Annotated in this window: 11 protein-coding genes; 10 read left to right on the forward strand and 1 reads right to left on the reverse strand. The window is 49.2% G+C overall.

The genetic code is table 11. The features are described from left to right. The first annotated feature begins 240 nt into the window (after positions 1-240). Complete coding sequence (locus tag NH568_RS13065; protein WP_253048044.1) at positions 241-1884, forward strand: EAL domain-containing protein; 1644 nt, start codon at positions 241-243, stop codon at positions 1882-1884. Positions 1885-2037: 153 nt separating this feature from the next. Here the strand turns inward: NH568_RS13065 and NH568_RS13070 are convergent, their stop codons facing one another. Continuing rightward, positions 2038-2940, reverse strand: coding sequence for a pyridoxal-phosphate dependent enzyme (locus NH568_RS13070; protein ID WP_253048046.1), 903 nt, complete (start codon positions 2938-2940; stop codon positions 2038-2040). Positions 2941-3151: 211 nt separating this feature from the next. Here NH568_RS13070 and NH568_RS13075 point away from each other — a divergent pair, with 211 nt between their 5' ends. From NH568_RS13075 to tldD, 9 genes are all read left to right on the forward strand, one after another. Next, a complete protein-coding gene (locus tag NH568_RS13075; protein ID WP_253048048.1) occupies positions 3152-5176 on the forward strand; it encodes an SUMF1/EgtB/PvdO family nonheme iron enzyme in 2025 nt (674 codons plus the stop codon). A gap of 139 nt (positions 5177-5315) precedes the next feature. Then, entirely contained in the window at positions 5316-6359 is a 1044-nt protein-coding gene (locus tag NH568_RS13080) for a rod shape-determining protein (protein ID WP_054014269.1), read from the forward strand. Continuing rightward, on the forward strand, positions 6359-7192 hold the full coding sequence (gene mreC, locus NH568_RS13085) for a rod shape-determining protein MreC (protein ID WP_253048050.1): 834 nt from the start codon (positions 6359-6361) through the stop codon (positions 7190-7192). The genes NH568_RS13080 and mreC overlap by 1 nt, the downstream gene beginning before the upstream one ends. 2 nt (positions 7193-7194) lie before the next feature. Continuing rightward, positions 7195-7671 carry a rod shape-determining protein MreD gene (mreD, locus tag NH568_RS13090; protein WP_138550208.1) on the forward strand — a complete coding sequence of 159 codons (477 nt, stop codon included), beginning with the start codon at positions 7195-7197 and terminating at the stop codon, positions 7669-7671. Continuing rightward, a complete protein-coding gene (locus NH568_RS13095; protein WP_253048051.1) occupies positions 7671-8249 on the forward strand; it encodes a nucleoside triphosphate pyrophosphatase in 579 nt (192 codons plus the stop codon). The genes mreD and NH568_RS13095 overlap by 1 nt, the downstream gene beginning before the upstream one ends. Continuing rightward, on the forward strand, positions 8242-9714 hold the full coding sequence (gene rng, locus NH568_RS13100) for a ribonuclease G (protein WP_253048052.1): 1473 nt from the start codon (positions 8242-8244) through the stop codon (positions 9712-9714). Before NH568_RS13095 ends, rng begins: the two co-directional genes overlap by 8 nt. A 4-nt stretch (positions 9715-9718) precedes the next feature. Next, positions 9719-13675 carry a YhdP family protein gene (locus tag NH568_RS13105; protein ID WP_253048053.1) on the forward strand — a complete coding sequence of 1319 codons (3957 nt, stop codon included), beginning with the start codon at positions 9719-9721 and terminating at the stop codon, positions 13673-13675. Continuing rightward, positions 13672-14496: a carbon-nitrogen hydrolase family protein gene (locus NH568_RS13110; RefSeq protein WP_253048055.1), complete on the forward strand. Its 825-nt coding sequence runs from the start codon at positions 13672-13674 to the stop codon at positions 14494-14496. Before NH568_RS13105 ends, NH568_RS13110 begins: the two co-directional genes overlap by 4 nt. Continuing rightward, a complete protein-coding gene (gene tldD / locus NH568_RS13115) occupies positions 14489-15943 on the forward strand; it encodes a metalloprotease TldD (protein ID WP_253048057.1) in 1455 nt (484 codons plus the stop codon). The genes NH568_RS13110 and tldD overlap by 8 nt, the downstream gene beginning before the upstream one ends. The last annotated feature ends 32 nt before the right edge of the window (positions 15944-15975 follow it).

Genomic DNA, 15975 nt, shown 5'->3' on the forward strand with positions numbered 1-15975 from the left:
CGGGTTTTATGGGAACTGCAGCGATAACTCAGGTTTGTGTAAAGGGCTGAGAGATAGTACGAATGGGATATATAGGATGCAGTAAGGCTTTGCAGCTCTGCTTGAGGGACAAAATTGCCGTCACTACAACGTTGGTCTGACCGCGCTCATTCGTCCGCGGAGGAATCTGCTTCAGGCAACTTGAGTTTTAGTCTGTCTTGAACAAAACTTGATACAGGGTTTATTGGCTTGTGTAGTAGCATGCGTCGACTAGTTAAAGCAGACAAAGAGATATTTACCGGGTGGGGAATACGCGCGGTGATGGGAGTTGTCTGGTTGTTGGTTAATGGCGCGCTATGGCAATTCACACATGCGCAGGTAGTGCAACAGGCCGGGCAGTTACAAAGTCACCTGGCGCAGTTAGACGCATCCTCTTCGGCGCAACAGGTTGGTGAGTTTTCTACCTTGATCCGCCACTACGGCTTTATCAGTGAAGACCAGGCCGCACCCGTTTGGCTGTGGGCGACTGAGAGTGAGACCTTCCAGTTTGCTGAGCAAACGCTGGCGCTGTCACCCGCTCCGATACTAGAAGACTGTTTACCCGTTGTCCTGTTTATGAACTTACTCATTTTGGGAGCTGGATACCTGTTTTCCAGGTGGATGGGAGGGCTTTCCCGTTCTGAATTGTCTGCCTCTCAGGCTCGGGCCATTACCTCAGACTTAGCACCGGTCCCGAAAATGAAAGTACAAGCAGTGGAAGAAAGCCGAAAAGTGTCTGTTTTTGCGATGGTAAAATGGCGCCTGGCATTGCCTGACGATTTGGATCCACAAAGCCATTTTAGTGTCACGCTGGCGCGGTGTTTCTCAAAGTATGAGCGGTGCTCTTGTAAATACTTATCGTCTGGCGCTTTGGTGATGACGCTGGCGCCGGTTGACAAAGTGGATGTCGATGCGCTGGCTCGACGGATCCATGAGGTAGTCTATCAGGCTTTGCTGTCTTTTCGCCCAGACCTGTCACGAAGCGCGGTGAAATGCGGGGTGTGTTTTTACGCTAAAGGGGCTGATCAGGCAATGGTTTATCAGGTTGTCCGTTCGGCGCTGAGTATAGCGCAGAGCAATGTCTGGCAGCACGTACATATCATGCCCCTGAATCATACTTTGAGCACCAGTCTGCGTCGTGCCGAAAGTGAAATCATTGATGACATAAAAGCAGGGCGCTTTATGTTGTTCTTCCAGCCTTTGTTTGGCTTTGCTCAACAAGATGTGATCCAAAGTGAAGCGCTGTTACGTGTACGTCACCGCTCACTGGGGCTCATGTCTGCCGGGCAGTTTATTCACAAAATTCATCAGGCAGATCACCTGCTGATGTTGGATAAAACCATGGTTCGCCACGCGTTAAATGCGTTGTCTAAAGAACCTGTAGGCTTTTCTGTTAGTCTGAATTTACATGTACTTAATTGGAGTAATAGGGACTTTGTCGCCTGGCTTAGTGAACAAGTGGCTGAGTCGGGGCGGGCAACGGATATTGCGTTTGAACTTACATTACAGGATTTCTATCAACATGAAGTATACTGCGCTCAGGTATTGACTAGCTTGTCTGAGCAGGGGTGTCGATTTGTCTTGGATCACGTCAATGCGCCGGTGAAAATTGAGGCACTGCGTGAGTTTGGCAAGATAACGGCGCTCAAACTGGCCTTTGAGCTGATCCATGAAGTGCATCATTCCGCCAAACGGCGTAGTGTCGTTCGTCAGGTTGTGTCTCAGGCTAAATTACTTGGGATACCGGTTTACGCGGTTGGTGTAGAAACCAAAGAGGAGTTTGAGTGTATCACCAACCTGGGGGTGGATGGGGCTCAGGGCTATTATTTTAGCGCTCCTTTGCTACAACTGGAACAAAGCCTGTAATTATCACGCTCTAAGTGTATAGCACTCAGTCTAGAGCAGTATGCCTGCCGCTCGTAGTGAGATAAGCCTGTAGACTTCTTCATGCGATTCACAAAACGCCACGTGCGTGGCAAACGCGGGCTCTCTCCGCCGGGCTGGGGAGCCGTTACGAGTTTAGATTAGCCCACGGTAGCGCAAGCCGTCTAAGCCTTGTAATCCGCCACTGTGGATCGCAATGATCCGACTGCCACGAGGAAAATATCCTTGCCCTATCAACTGCCAAAGCGCAAACATCAACTTACCTGTGTATATGGGCTCCAATGGTAATGAATGCTCCCGACGCATACGAAGGCAAAATTGCCACAATGGGGCTGAAAACTTGCCATATCCACCATCATGATGGTCACACAGCAGCTGCCAGTTGGCACGTGTGGCTGCTTGCGGATTTAACCGTATTACTTCATCGCGCAGGTACTGTGCTCCTTTTAACACTGCTACCCCCAATAACTGACAGTCAGGTGAAAGCCCTTCCAGTATGCCTGCCAGTGTACCGCCGCTACCCACAGCGCAACACACATAATCGCTGTCGGGCAGGCTCAGTGCAAGCTCTTTACAGCCGGCAAGGGCAAAGTGATTACTACCGCCTTCGGGAATGACAAAGGCGTCGGGAAACTGCCGTTCTATTTGTGCCAGATAATCTGGCTCATTGCGTCGCCGGTACTCTTTGCGAGAAACCGCATGTAAGGCCATCCCACAGGCGTGCGCCAAGCGAATTGTGGGATTATTCAAATCCAGCTCAGGGCCTCGGATCACGGCATGTCCATGAATATTAAATTGTTTGCAGGCCATCGCGGTGGCATACAGATGATTTGAAAAGGGACCGGAAAAGGTAACCAGAGCACGTTTGTTTTCCTGTGCCATGGCCTTGAGGTTATATTTGAGCTTACGCCATTTATTGCCCTGAATAGTCGGATGAAGCAGATCGTCACGCTTGATTTGCAACGAAACGCCTGCAGTGTCGAGTTCAGGTGCCCGGATCTGTTGTAACGGAGACTCAGGAAATTCAAGCTTGTCCATCTCAGGTTCAGTCTGTGTTCTTTGGTGTCGAATAGCCGTTATTATTTCATGAAAATCTTAGTAGAACACTGGTAAGGAAGTGGCTAATAGTTGTAAACTCAGATATTAATTGTGCTAGGCTTGTGTTTTACTTCTTAAGTACATAGCATTAAGCGCTAAATTATAAAAAATAACAAAGACCAAACAACTGCCGCTGTTGGGAATGGAATTTATGCAAATTGCTCCTTTATCTCTTTTTGTCTCTGCGACCCTTTTATCTTTAAGTGTGTCGGCGCAAGATACTGCAACTGTGACTGCCATTGAATCTGAGCGTACTGAAAAGCAAGCTGAATTAGATAACTATACTCAAGTACTTGATAAGCACTTGAGTGAAGAAACTCGCTTGCAGGCACAGCTCGACCTGTTGCGACAGCGTTCCGCGGAGCTGGATAAAGAAAAAAACCAGGCCCTTGATGCAATGAATGATATTTATCGGCGCTTGATTGATGATCCTTCTCTGGATATCTCAGCGGCACAGAGCAGATATCAGCAGGCAGTTGCAGAGCATAAACAGAACAAAGAAGACATTGTAATGCAGTTGGCGGCGATTGCATCACACCGTAAAGACATTGAGCAAATCCGCGTTACCAAGCACACCTTAGTTAACACCATCGCCAGTTTGAATGACCAGCTCAGCACCGCTCGAATTGAGCGTTTGCGGAACGAGTTTAGCCGTGAAGGCACGTTAGAGGTGGACCATACAATCAATTGTAAGCGGACCGAAACGTTGGCAGCGTGTGAACAACGAGGCCAGCAATTGGGCCTGCAAAAAGCGACCAAGCATTTTATTGACCAAATTTTCGCTAACCTGACGGAGCAACGAGTTGTTGAACCTAAGCGTCATCTGGCAGGTGCGCAGGTACAGGTTGTCAGCAGTCATGTGGTTGGCAGTGCGTTCAGTGGTCAGGGCAATTACAGCGTCAATCTGAGTGTGACTATGCGTGGCGATGTGAATAACAGTCGCTTGTGTAGCCTGCTGAATTTAGATAACCGTTATTGCAGTGAGTATGGCTCACCGCTTGCGCTGGGATATCAGGCCAATTATCCGACAACATACAGTGATGAACAGCTAACATTTTCAAATGACTTACCTCAGAGTAAACCGGTGGTCAGCGTAGCCAGAATGCCTGTCTCTCCCGATATCACCACGGAGATAGCGCCTCAGCCACCAAAGAATCGTGAGGTTGAATTGACTTTGCGTTCCAATGTGTATGACGACGAAGTCTTTATTAACGGTGTCAGTTATGGCTCGACCAAGCTGGTGGTGAATCTGCCCGCCGGTATGCATGACATCGAAGTACGTAAACTGGGATATGAACCTTATAAGGCCAACCTTAATTTGCGACGAGCCCGGACCTTAAACGCCCGGCTGGTAAAAAAGCCTGAGTCGATTGCTGCACCGACACCAAAAAGCGAGCAAACTCAGCCAGCACAACAAGTCGTCGTATCACAACCCGTTAAAGTAGTGAATCCGGACAGGGTCATTAATGAAACGGTGATCATTCCTGCTGGTAGCTTTAAAATGGGAGACCTGACAGGTAATGGTCTGGCCAATGAACGTCCAGTTGTAGAAAAGGTGCTTAGCCATTCATATGTGATGCAAAGCAAAGAAGTCACGGTTTCTGAATTTCGCCGTTTTATCGAAAGTTCTCAGTATGTTACTGAGGCAGAGAAAGGCAAGGGTTGTGCACACTATAAAAATGGCGAGCCTGTCTGGGAAATAGATTACAACTGGCGCACGCCTGGGTATCAACAAGCTGACGATTTTCCTGTTGTCTGTGTCTCTTATGAAGATGCTAAAGCCTATGCGAATTGGTTATCTGGCGATCAGGGGATGCAATACCGTTTGCCTAACGAGGTTGAATGGGAATATGCAGCTCGGGGTGATACCACTTCTGAATACCCGTGGGGCAATGAAATCGGCCGTAATCAGGCAAACTGTGGCTGGTGTGGCAGTGAATGGTCAAATAAAAGCCCGGCGCCCGTAGGTCAGTTTGCAGCAAATGCTTATGGGCTGTATGACACGGTAGGCAACGTTTGGGAGTGGACACAGAAACGCGCGTCGCAAGATGATGTGACGGTACGTGGAGGCGCCTGGAACTTCGCACCGAGTCTTGCTCGGGTATCCACGCGTTTGGCGCTGGCCCCTGATTTTCGGGCCAATTATATTGGATTTAGATTAGTACGAGAGCGTTAAGGCTGTTTTAGCACGCCAATGAGGCAGCGTTATTCATGCCTGTGCGACTGTGTCTTTGACACACAGAGAAATATTTCAACGCAGTGACGTAAGTCACTGTATGGTTTGCAAAAAGAATTCTTAAAGGTTACCCAGCCTCATGTTTAAAAAACTACGTGGACTATTTTCAAATGACCTGTCGATCGACTTAGGTACGGCAAATACCCTGATTTACGTGAAAGAAGAAGGGATCGTGTTGAACGAGCCTTCCGTTGTTGCGATCCGTCAGGAACGTGCGGGTGGACCAAAGAGCGTTGCTTCTGTGGGTACTGCCGCAAAGCAAATGTTGGGTCGTACGCCTGGTAATATCAAAGCCATTCGACCTATGAAAGATGGTGTGATCGCCGACTTCTATGTGACGGAAAAGATGCTGCAGCACTTCATCAAGCAGGTGCACAATAATAATTTTATGCGTCCGAGCCCTCGAGTGCTGATCTGTGTTCCTTGTGGTGCAACACAGGTTGAGAAGCGTGCCATTCGCGAGTCCGCAATGGGTGCGGGAGCCAGAGAGGTATATCTCATTGAAGAGCCGATGGCGGCGGCAATTGGCGCCGGATTACCTGTTTCAGAAGCAACAGGTTCCATGGTAGTCGATATCGGTGGGGGAACCACGGAAGTGGCAATCATCTCACTGAATGGTGTGGTTTATTCATCGTCTGTTCGAATTGGTGGTGACAAATTTGATGAAGCCATTATCAACTATGTGCGCCGTAACTTTGGTAGCCTGATTGGTGAGGCTACCGCCGAGCACATTAAGCACGAGATTGGCTCAGCCTTCAAGAGTGAAACTCCGGTAGAAATTGAAGTCCGTGGTCGTAACCTGGCTGAAGGGGTACCACGCTCGTTTACACTGAACTCTCATGAAATTTTAGAAGCCTTACAAGAGCCGTTGATGGGAATTGTGAGCGCGGTAATGGTTGCTCTGGAGCAATCTCCGCCTGAACTGGCGTCGGATATCTCAGCGCACGGCATGGTGCTGACCGGTGGTGGTGCACTGCTTAAAGATTTGGACCGTTTGCTGATGGAAGAAACCGGGATCCCGGTTGTGGTGGCTGAAGACCCTCTGACCTGTGTTGCCCGTGGTGGTGGTAAAGCCCTTGAAATGATAGATATGCACGGTGGTGACGTATTTAGTTACGACTGATGAACCTGCTATTTGGACGTACTATTTCTTTACAACTGCGACTTACGGTCGCAGTTGTGCTTAGCGTACTGCTGATCCTGGGAGATCGCTATACTTCAGGCGGTACCTTAGTCAGAACCAGCCTGAATACTCTGGTAAGCCCGCTGCTCTATGTGGCGAATGTTCCCTATGAAGTTTTTAGTCTGGGTGCCAAAAGCCTGGATACCCGCGACAGGTTATTTCAGGAAAACGAAGCACTCCGTAAAAAACAGTTACTGCAAAGTGAGCAATTGCAGCAGTATCAATTTCTGTTACGTGAAAACCAGCAACTACGAGCTTTACTCGGTGCATCTTCCCGGCAACAAAGGGAGCGTTTAATTGCGGAAGTTTTATCGGTGCGTTCGAGTCGCTATAGTCATCAGGTGGTGGTCAATCGGGGCGCTATTGATGGCGTGCTGGAAGGTCAGCCAGTGATTGATGAAATGGGGATCGTTGGCCAGCTTACCCAGGTTGGCAGTACCACGTCCCGGGTATTGCTCATGACTGACACGACCCATGCTACACCTGTACGTATCCTTCGTAATGATGTGCGTACTGTGGTGGAAGGCACAGGCAAAATCAACCTGGTGCAATTGCAGCATGTACCACACAGCCTGGATATTCGTTTGGGAGATATCCTGGTTACGTCCGGACTCGGCGGCACGTTTCCGGAGGGGTACCCCGTTGCTGTGGTGACCGAGATAGATCGCGACGAGGGACTCCCTTTTTCCAAAGTCTATGCAGAGCCGGTTGCACAGTTGGATCGTATTCGTTTGCTCGTGATCTTGGGTAAAATGGCCAAAGAGGAGCAGTGAGTATGAACCGAAGTTATGCTCTGGTAGCACTGAGCCTGTTTATTGCATTAATTATGGCACTGATGCCGCTGCCTATATCCTTTGAACCATTTAGGCCCGACTGGGTCTTACTGGTATTAATGTACTGGTCTATTGCCTTACCGCATCGTGTCAATATTGGCTGGGCATGGTGTACCGGGCTGGTTATGGATCTGGCAACAGGCTCTCCGTTGGGTGTGAACTCACTCACCTATTCCATTTGTGTGTATATCACGACCAGTAATTTTCAAAAGATTAGGAACTTCTCAATCTGGCAGCAGGCAGTGCTTATTGGCTTGTTTTTAGCTTTGTATCACTTGCTGCAATTTTGGCTGAACCATTTCTTGTTAGACATTTATTTCAACCCGAGATATTTATGGCCGGCCTTGATAGGTATGCTGTGCTGGCCTTGGGTTTTCCTGCTATTACGCAAGTATCGCAGGCATTTTAGGATCCGTTAATGACACCGACACTTTATCTGGCGTCAGCATCGCCACGCAGGCGTGAGTTGTTGACTCAACTCGGCTATTCTTTCTCGCAATTTTCTGTAGATGCAGACGAAAGCCAATTACCCGGTGAGGCACCGTTGCTTTATGTCGAACGACTGGCGCGGCTGAAGGCCACAAGTGGCGTTGCTATGGGCTATCAGGATGCACCTGTACTGGGCAGTGATACCATTGTCGTGCTCGGACAACAGGCGCTGGGTAAGCCCAAAGACAAACATGACTTTATCGTCATGATGCAGGCGCTATCTGGTAAAACGCATCAAGTTATGACTGCAATTGCCGTTGCCGGTACAGATCGGATCCTAAGCCGAACGGTGATAACAGATGTTACATTTAAACCCTTGAATGAAAAAGAAATTGAGCAATACTGGCAAAGTGGAGAGCCGCACGATAAAGCGGGAGGCTATGGCATTCAAGGGTTAGGTGGGCGTTTTGTTACTCAGTTGTCAGGTAGCTATTTCGCTGTTGTCGGCTTACCTTTATACGAGACGGATGAACTGATTAAAGCATTTATGGCGGGTGTAGATGAGTAGTGAGTTATTGATCAATGTGACTCCCAGCGAAAGCCGGGTTGCACTCATTGAAAATGGTGTTTTACAAGAGGTGCAAGTAGAGCGAGTTGGTAATCTCGGTATTGTAGGTAATATCTATCTGGGCAAAATAAGCCGAGTCCTGCCAGGTATGCAGGCCGCTTTTGTAGACATAGGCCTTGAGAAAGCCGCTTTCTTACATGCATCCGATATTGTTAATAGTGCTTCGATTGAAGAGGGCGTCGACGACCAGCCGATCAAGAAGGTCCAGGATATTCGTGAACTGGTAAAACAGGGCCAGTTTATTATGGTGCAGGTGGTGAAAGATCCTATCGGCACTAAAGGTGCTCGCCTGACGACAGACATTACCATTCCATCACGTTACCTGGTGTTTATGCCGGATGCGACTCATGTGGGTGTCAGCCAGCGTATTGAAACGGAAGAAGAGCGTGGTCGACTGAAAAAAATTGTTGCTCAGTACAATGATGAAAATGGCGGTTTTATTGTGCGCACAGCGGCAGAAGGGGCGGTAGAAGCTGAGTTGCAGCATGATGCTGAGTTTCTGAAGAAGCTTTGGCAAAAAATCATCAAGCGCCGTAGAAAAACCAGCAAAGCCAGTATCCTCCATGAGGATCTGACACTCGCATTTCGCACTCTCAGAGATTATGTTGGTGAAGACATGGAGCGTATCCGTGTTGACTCTAAACTGACCTACCAGCAGCTAAAAGATTTTACAGAAGAGTTCGTCCCTCAGTTGTCACAAACGCTCGAGTACTACCCGGGCGAGCGTCCGATCTTCGACTTATTTGATGTTGAGATAGAAATTCAAAAAGCACTGCACCGTAAGGTCGAATTGAAATCGGGCGGTTATCTGATATTTGATCAAACTGAAGCCATGACTACAGTTGACGTGAATACGGGTGCGTTCGTTGGCCATCGCAACCTCGAAGAAACTATATTTAATACCAATGTTGAGGCGACTTCAGCCATTGCCAGACAACTCAGGCTGCGTAATCTGGGTGGCATTATCATTATTGACTTCATCGATATGATTTCGGATGAGCACAAGCGCCGGGTTTTACATTCGCTGGAAACGGCACTGGCAAAAGATCGGGCGAAGGCTAACATCAATGGTTTATCCGCGCTGGGTTTGGTTGAAATGACTCGAAAGCGCACGCGAGAAAGTCTTGAGCACATTCTGTGTGACGTGTGCCCTGCCTGCTCAGGTCGCGGTTCACTCAAGACAGTTGAAACTGTTTGTTACGAAATCTTACGCGAAATTGTGCGTGTTAATCGTGCCTACGACGCTGACAAGTTTATGGTCTACGCATCACCGGCAGTCAGCGAAGCCCTGGTCAATGACGAATATCACAATCTGGCAGAACTGGAATTGTTTATCGGTAAGCAAGTCAACATTCAGACTGAGAGCCTGTACAGCCAGGAGCAGTTTGATGTCGTCATGATGTAGTGACATGATGCAAGTAAAGACGGTTTGCTTTTTTTGTGTGCGAAAGATGTGGCAGGTGTTTGCGGTCACATTGGTGTTGCTTGCCGTCTTGGTGTCCCTGGTTAAATATAGCCTGCCTTACGCCAATGAGTATAAAAACGACATCGAGTCGCTGCTCTACCAGCAGCTCGGGGTCGAGTTAAATATCGGAAGTATCAGTGCCAGCTGGCAGGGCAATGGGCCAGCACTGGTATTACGTGATGTCAGTTTTGAAGACAACCTTCTCTCGCCAATTTCTTTACATATTGCACAAACCAGCCTGCAGCTCAATCTGGTTGAATCCGTTCGACAGTGGCGACTGGTTTCAAATTATTTTGTGCTTGATGGATTTGATGCCACGCTAGATATTGATGCGATGACAACCGATATGGAGGGAGGCAGCGGGGAGTTTGAGCAACATGCGTTGATTGAAGAACTGTTTCTGGGCGACACCGGGCATTTTGCTGTTCAGAATAGCCAGGTGACTTTACTGCTCAGTGACGACACTTCGCATACTTTACTGGTACCAGATCTGATCTGGCAAAATAGTGCAGACATGCATCATGGAGAGGGGCAAATCTCGTTGCCCGGACTTGCTAAGGGGCAACTCAACGCGCGCTTTCGCTTCCATGGTCAGCAACTTAAAGCCATGGCGGGCGATATCTTTATCGACGCGCAACAGGTTGAAATAATGAGTTGGCTACAGGCCTACCTTGACCCTCAGTACAGCGATGTCAACTCCAGTGTTAATATGCAGCTTTGGGCGCAGTTGGAGCAAGGGCAACTTAAAGATGTCTTAGTGGATTGGTTACCCAGTCATATTAGCTGGCAGCAGGAGCAAGTCGACAAGCAGCTGGCAGTGCAAGGTGGGTCTCTCTACTTGCAGCCAGCGCAAGGTGGGTGGGCGCTGAGCAGCTCCGAGTTACAGCTATCACGCGACAAGCAAAGCCTTGCGCCGTTAAGTATTCAGGGGCAATTTAGCGAGAATGAGCGCACCTTGTGGATGCAGCAACTGGATCTGACTTTTGTTGCTCAGCTTGTGTCGCTGACACACTTTGACTGGGCAAAGCAAGTGAAAACACTTTCTCCATTTGGCCAGGTCACTGCGGCCAGACTGTCACTTGAAGACGACAAACCTATGTCGATGTGGTTGGCCCTGCAGGATATTGGCTGGTTGCAAGATGGTGGGATCCCTGGCTTTTCCGGATTGAATGCTGAACTGACACTGATGCCCGAACGTGGCGTGGTCTCCGTGAGTGCTCAGAACCAAACTATGCAGGTGGAAGAACAGTTTGTCGCTCCACTGGCAGTCAATGAGCTCAATGGCGATATTCATTTTTACCTCGACGATGCGCAGCAATGGCATGTTTTATCGGATAACTTGTGGCTTAGTAATGATGACTTGAGCTTGGCTTTGGAGATGCACTTGCGTCTGCTTGATGAGCCAGAACTTGATCTCTATGCCGATGTATTTGGTGGTGACGCTAGCATAGCAGGGCGGTATTTTCCGCTACAACTGATGAATGAAAACCTGGTCGACTATTTGAATAATGGGATTCAGGGAGGGCGACTCAGGCATACTCAGGTACTGTTATCCGGACCGTTAGAACAATTTCCCTATCGCGGTCATCAGGGCCGTTTTGAAGTGTTGGCGCGTATTGATCAGGCTAAATTTGCTTTTGCACCTGATTGGGCGGCTTTGCACGATGGTGATGTGACCCTGCACTTTGCGGATGAGCGGATGGATATCACTGTGAATCAAGGCACATTGTTAAACCAGGAATTGGATTCCGGGGTGGTCGTCAGCCTGGCTGACCTTGAGCATACAGATCTGCTGACGGTGAATATTGCCCATACTACAGAGGCCAGCACGTTAGCCGCTTTTTTTAGTGCAACACCTATCGCGGATCCACTCGCTGATATTCTTCAGGTTGCTCAGGTTCAGGGAAATGTAACGGGCAATGTTGACCTGTTAATTGATTTGGCCTCACTGGATGTCAATGTGCTGGGGTCCGTGGAATTTAAAGATAATGCGCTCTATTTGCAGCAGCCGGGTATGGCACTCGATAGGCTGAGTGGTACGCTTAATTTTATTGACGACAACATTGAGCTGGAGAATACGCGAGCACTTTGGCGCGGTATGCCTTTGCTATTTAGTTTATCTGGGCAGGGAGACAGTAGTCGTTACCGTTTGGGAATAGAGACAAGACTGAATGCAGACAGTGACAAGCTGATGCCGCTGACACAAGGTTTGATGAATGGGTTTGTAGATGGACAAGCGCTACTGGCTGGGCGTGTGATGCTCGATTTTACGGAGCAAGGATTCAGCTACGAAGCAAATTTTGCATCAGACTTGCAGGGCGTGGCTGTAGATTTACCCATGCCGGTTGGTAAGCAGGTCAATGAGCGTATGCAATTACAGGCACAGGTGCGTGGTGATGATATATCCAACCTGATCAGCGTGGCGCTGGGGGAGCAACTCTATTTTGACGGCATTCTGGATAACAATAGTGGTCTGATTGAACGTGCCCAATTGGTTCTTGCCAATGATAACAGTGCATTAAGTAAACCCGGCTTTAACATCGCGATTACCCAGCCTCAGCTCTCTCTGGCCCCCTGGTTGCCGTTTATTGAACGTATCATTGCACAGGTCGAGCAAACGTCCCCTGAGCCGGGAATATTACCCGCCTTTGGTGAGTTACGTGCCCAAATTGCGCAGCTGAATGCACTAGAGCTCGCCGTCAGTGACTTCGAATTAAGCTTAACTCCCGATGCTCAGGGGTTACAGGCCAGATTGAATGGCAAGGAACTGCGAGCACAGGTGCAAATCCCGGACAGCAAGTCGACGCAGCCAATTCAGATCCAGGCGGATTACCTGCGTTTGAACCCCATTCCTATTGAGGAAAATGCGGTCACAGCACAAGATGCGTCACAAGCTGAAGGCACTCAAGAATCACATCAATGGTTAGCAGGTATGCCGGCTATTGAATTAAACTGTGATGACTGCAAAATTGCCCAGTATCAGCTCGATAAGGTCAACCTGAAATTAGCCGGGAATGGAGAAGAGTTATTGATAGAGCAGCTGAGTGTCGATAAGGGCGACCACCTGCTAGAAGGCAGCGGGGGCTGGCGAGATGGTCGAACCAACTTTAACGGAACGCTGACCAGTGACGATTTTGGTCAACTTATGGAAGAATTTGATATCACCTCTAGCGTTCAGGATTCCAGTGCGGATATAGAGTTTGCATTGAGCTGGGCTAAACCTCCTTATGAATTTGATGTTGCCAGCTTGGATGGAGAAGTTAAATGGCAACTGGGTGAGGGACATTTGGCGGAGATAAGCGATCACGGTGCACGAGTGTTTTCTTTACTCAGCCTGGATTCGTTGGTGCGTAAGCTCAAGCTGGACTTTCGTGACGTGTTTGCAAAAGGGTTTTTCTACAACCGAATTGATGGCACTTTTCAGTTGAACAAAGGGGTTGTTTTCACTGAGGATACTCAGCTGGATGGCGTGCCAGCCGATCTGTCTGCGAAAGGCTATGCCGATCTAAATAGCCAGGCTATTGATTACGAGCTGTCTGTGGCGCCTCAGGTCACATCCAGCCTACCCGTAATAGTTGGCTGGATGGTCAACCCGGTGACTGGCCTTGCCGCGTTAGCAATAGATAAGGTGATCCATTCCGCGCGAGTGATCTCGGAGATCAAGTTTAAGGTGACCGGCACAATGACTGAACCTGTCGTGACGGAGCTGGATCGCAAGAGCCGGGAAGTTGAATTACCTAAACCTCCGGATGCTGAGCCTGATAAACCCGAAGTACCAGTGCAGCCTCAACATGAAAGGGGAGCAACTGAGCAACCTGAGCAGAGCACACAGGACGCCAGCTCAGGTGCTACAGACAACACAGTAGCTCAACCTTCGACGGTTAAAGAGGAAAAGCCATGAGTATCTGTCATATCTATACAGTGCAAATGTGCTCGGGGATACATCCTGCGCACAACCTGAAACAGCTACGGGAACTACTTGAGACACAGATTCTGGAGCAGCCTGCACTGGTGTGTTTGCCCGAATCATGGCTGGCGTTTTGTGAAACGCCACAACAGGCGTTGGCACAAGCTGAAGAAAGCCATAACTGGATCGAACAAATTCAACAACTTTGTCGGGACTTTGATATTTGGTTAGCAGCGGGCACTATCGCCATGAAGGATGGCGAAGGCCGCTATTATGCTGCCAGCTTGTTGTTTAACAATGAAGGGACGGAAGTTGCACGCTATAATAAGATCCATCTGTTTGATGCGGATGTTGCAGACAGTGCGGGGCAGTATCGGGAATCTAGGTTGACCCGCGCCGGGGATGACGTTGTCACTGTGGCCAGCCCTTTTGGTCGTCTGGGCTTGAGTGTTTGCTATGACGTGCGCTTTCCCGGCCTCTATCAAATGATGCGAGAACAGGGCGCTGAGGTATTACTGGTACCCAGCGCATTCACAACGGTGACCGGAGATGCGCACTGGCAGACATTATTACGGGCAAGGGCAATAGAAACACAATGTTATGTGGTTGCTGCGGCTCAGGTCGGGCATCACGAGAATGGTCGGCAAACCTATGGTCATAGCCTGATTGTGTCACCCTGGGGCACTTGTCTGGCTGAAGCGTCAACCCAAGTGGGCATTAATCATGCTCAAGTTGACCTGACAGCATTGCACGCCATCCGACAGAAAATGCCGGTAGCGGCACATAACCGATTTAAGAGCGATTTTTATGAGTAATTTTGGTAGCGAGCACGTTGAACAACATTTACTGACTGACAGTGACTTAACCCGGGAGCAGCTACAGCAGACGCTGGCATATATTCATCAGCACAAGGTGGATTATGCCGACCTGTATTTTCAGTCCAGCTACCACGAAACCTGGGTATTGGAAGATGGTTCCGTCAAAGAGGGCAGCTACAACATAGAACGCGGTGTGGGAGTGCGTGCTGTAAGTGGTGAAAAAACCGGTTTTAGTTACTCTGATGCCATTAATATCGAAGCATTAAATCAGGCTGCAATGGCGGCCAGAAGCATTGCACAGCAAGGTGAAGACAAGCAGGTGCAGGTGTTCACTGACGTCAAAGCGGCGACCCAATTTGAGGCAACTCAACCGTTACTGAGTATGAGTGATTCTGAGAAAGTCGCTTTATTACGTGAAGTAGAAGCCGCCATTCGTGAATTGGCTCCGGAGGCTGAGCAGGTGGTTAGTTCAATGTCTGCCGTATACGAGGAAGTGTTGGTTGCCGCCAGTGATGGCACCTTTGCAACGGATATACGCCCTCTGGTGCGTTTAAACTGCTCTGTATTACTGGCTAAAAATGGTCGTCGTGAGCGGGGCAGTGCCGGTGGTGGCGCGCGTCTCGACTACAACTATTTCCGCGAGTTGGTTGATGGTAAACCGCGGTGGCAACAGTATGTCTCCAAGGCTGTTCACCAGGCTAGGGTTAATCTGGAAGCGGTTGATGCACCAGCGGGCACTATGCCTGTGGTATTGGGGGCTGGCTGGCCAGGTGTTTTACTGCATGAGGCCGTTGGTCATGGCCTTGAAGGTGACTTTAACCGCAAAGGAGCGTCAGCATTTAGCGGCCGTGTCGGCGAGCAAGTCGCATCCAGCCTGTGCACTGTGGTGGACGATGGAACGCTGAATGATCGCCGAGGCTCATTGAACATTGATGATGAAGGGACTCCAGCAGGTTATAACGTCCTGATCGAACAGGGCGTATTGAAAGGTTATATGCAGGACAAGCTCAATGCCAGGTTGATGGGGGTGGCACCGACGGGCAATGCCCGGCGTGAATCCTACGCGCACTTGCCAATGCCAAGAATGACCAATACCTATATGTTGCCTGGTGAACATAGTCAGAGTGAGATTATAGCGTCGGTCAAGAAGGGGATCTTTGCGCCTAACTTCGGCGGTGGTCAGGTGGACATTACATCTGGTAAGTTTGTGTTTTCTGCGTCGGAGGCCTATCTGATAGAGGATGGCAAAGTGACACAGCCCATTAAAGGTGCCACGCTGATCGGTAATGGTCCGGACGTAATGCAAAAAATTTCTATGCTAGGTAATGATCTGGAGTTAGACACGGGTGTCGGTGTCTGTGGTAAAAGTGGGCAGAGCGTACCTGTCGGGGTGGGTCAGCCCAGTCTGAAAATTGACGAACTCACCGTTGGTGGCACCGCTTAAGAACTCACCCGCAGTAGCACTATGTGTGACGC

The sequence above is a fragment of the Pseudoalteromonas sp. XMcav2-N genome (assembly GCF_024124545.1).
Classification (GTDB): domain Bacteria; phylum Pseudomonadota; class Gammaproteobacteria; order Enterobacterales; family Alteromonadaceae; genus Pseudoalteromonas.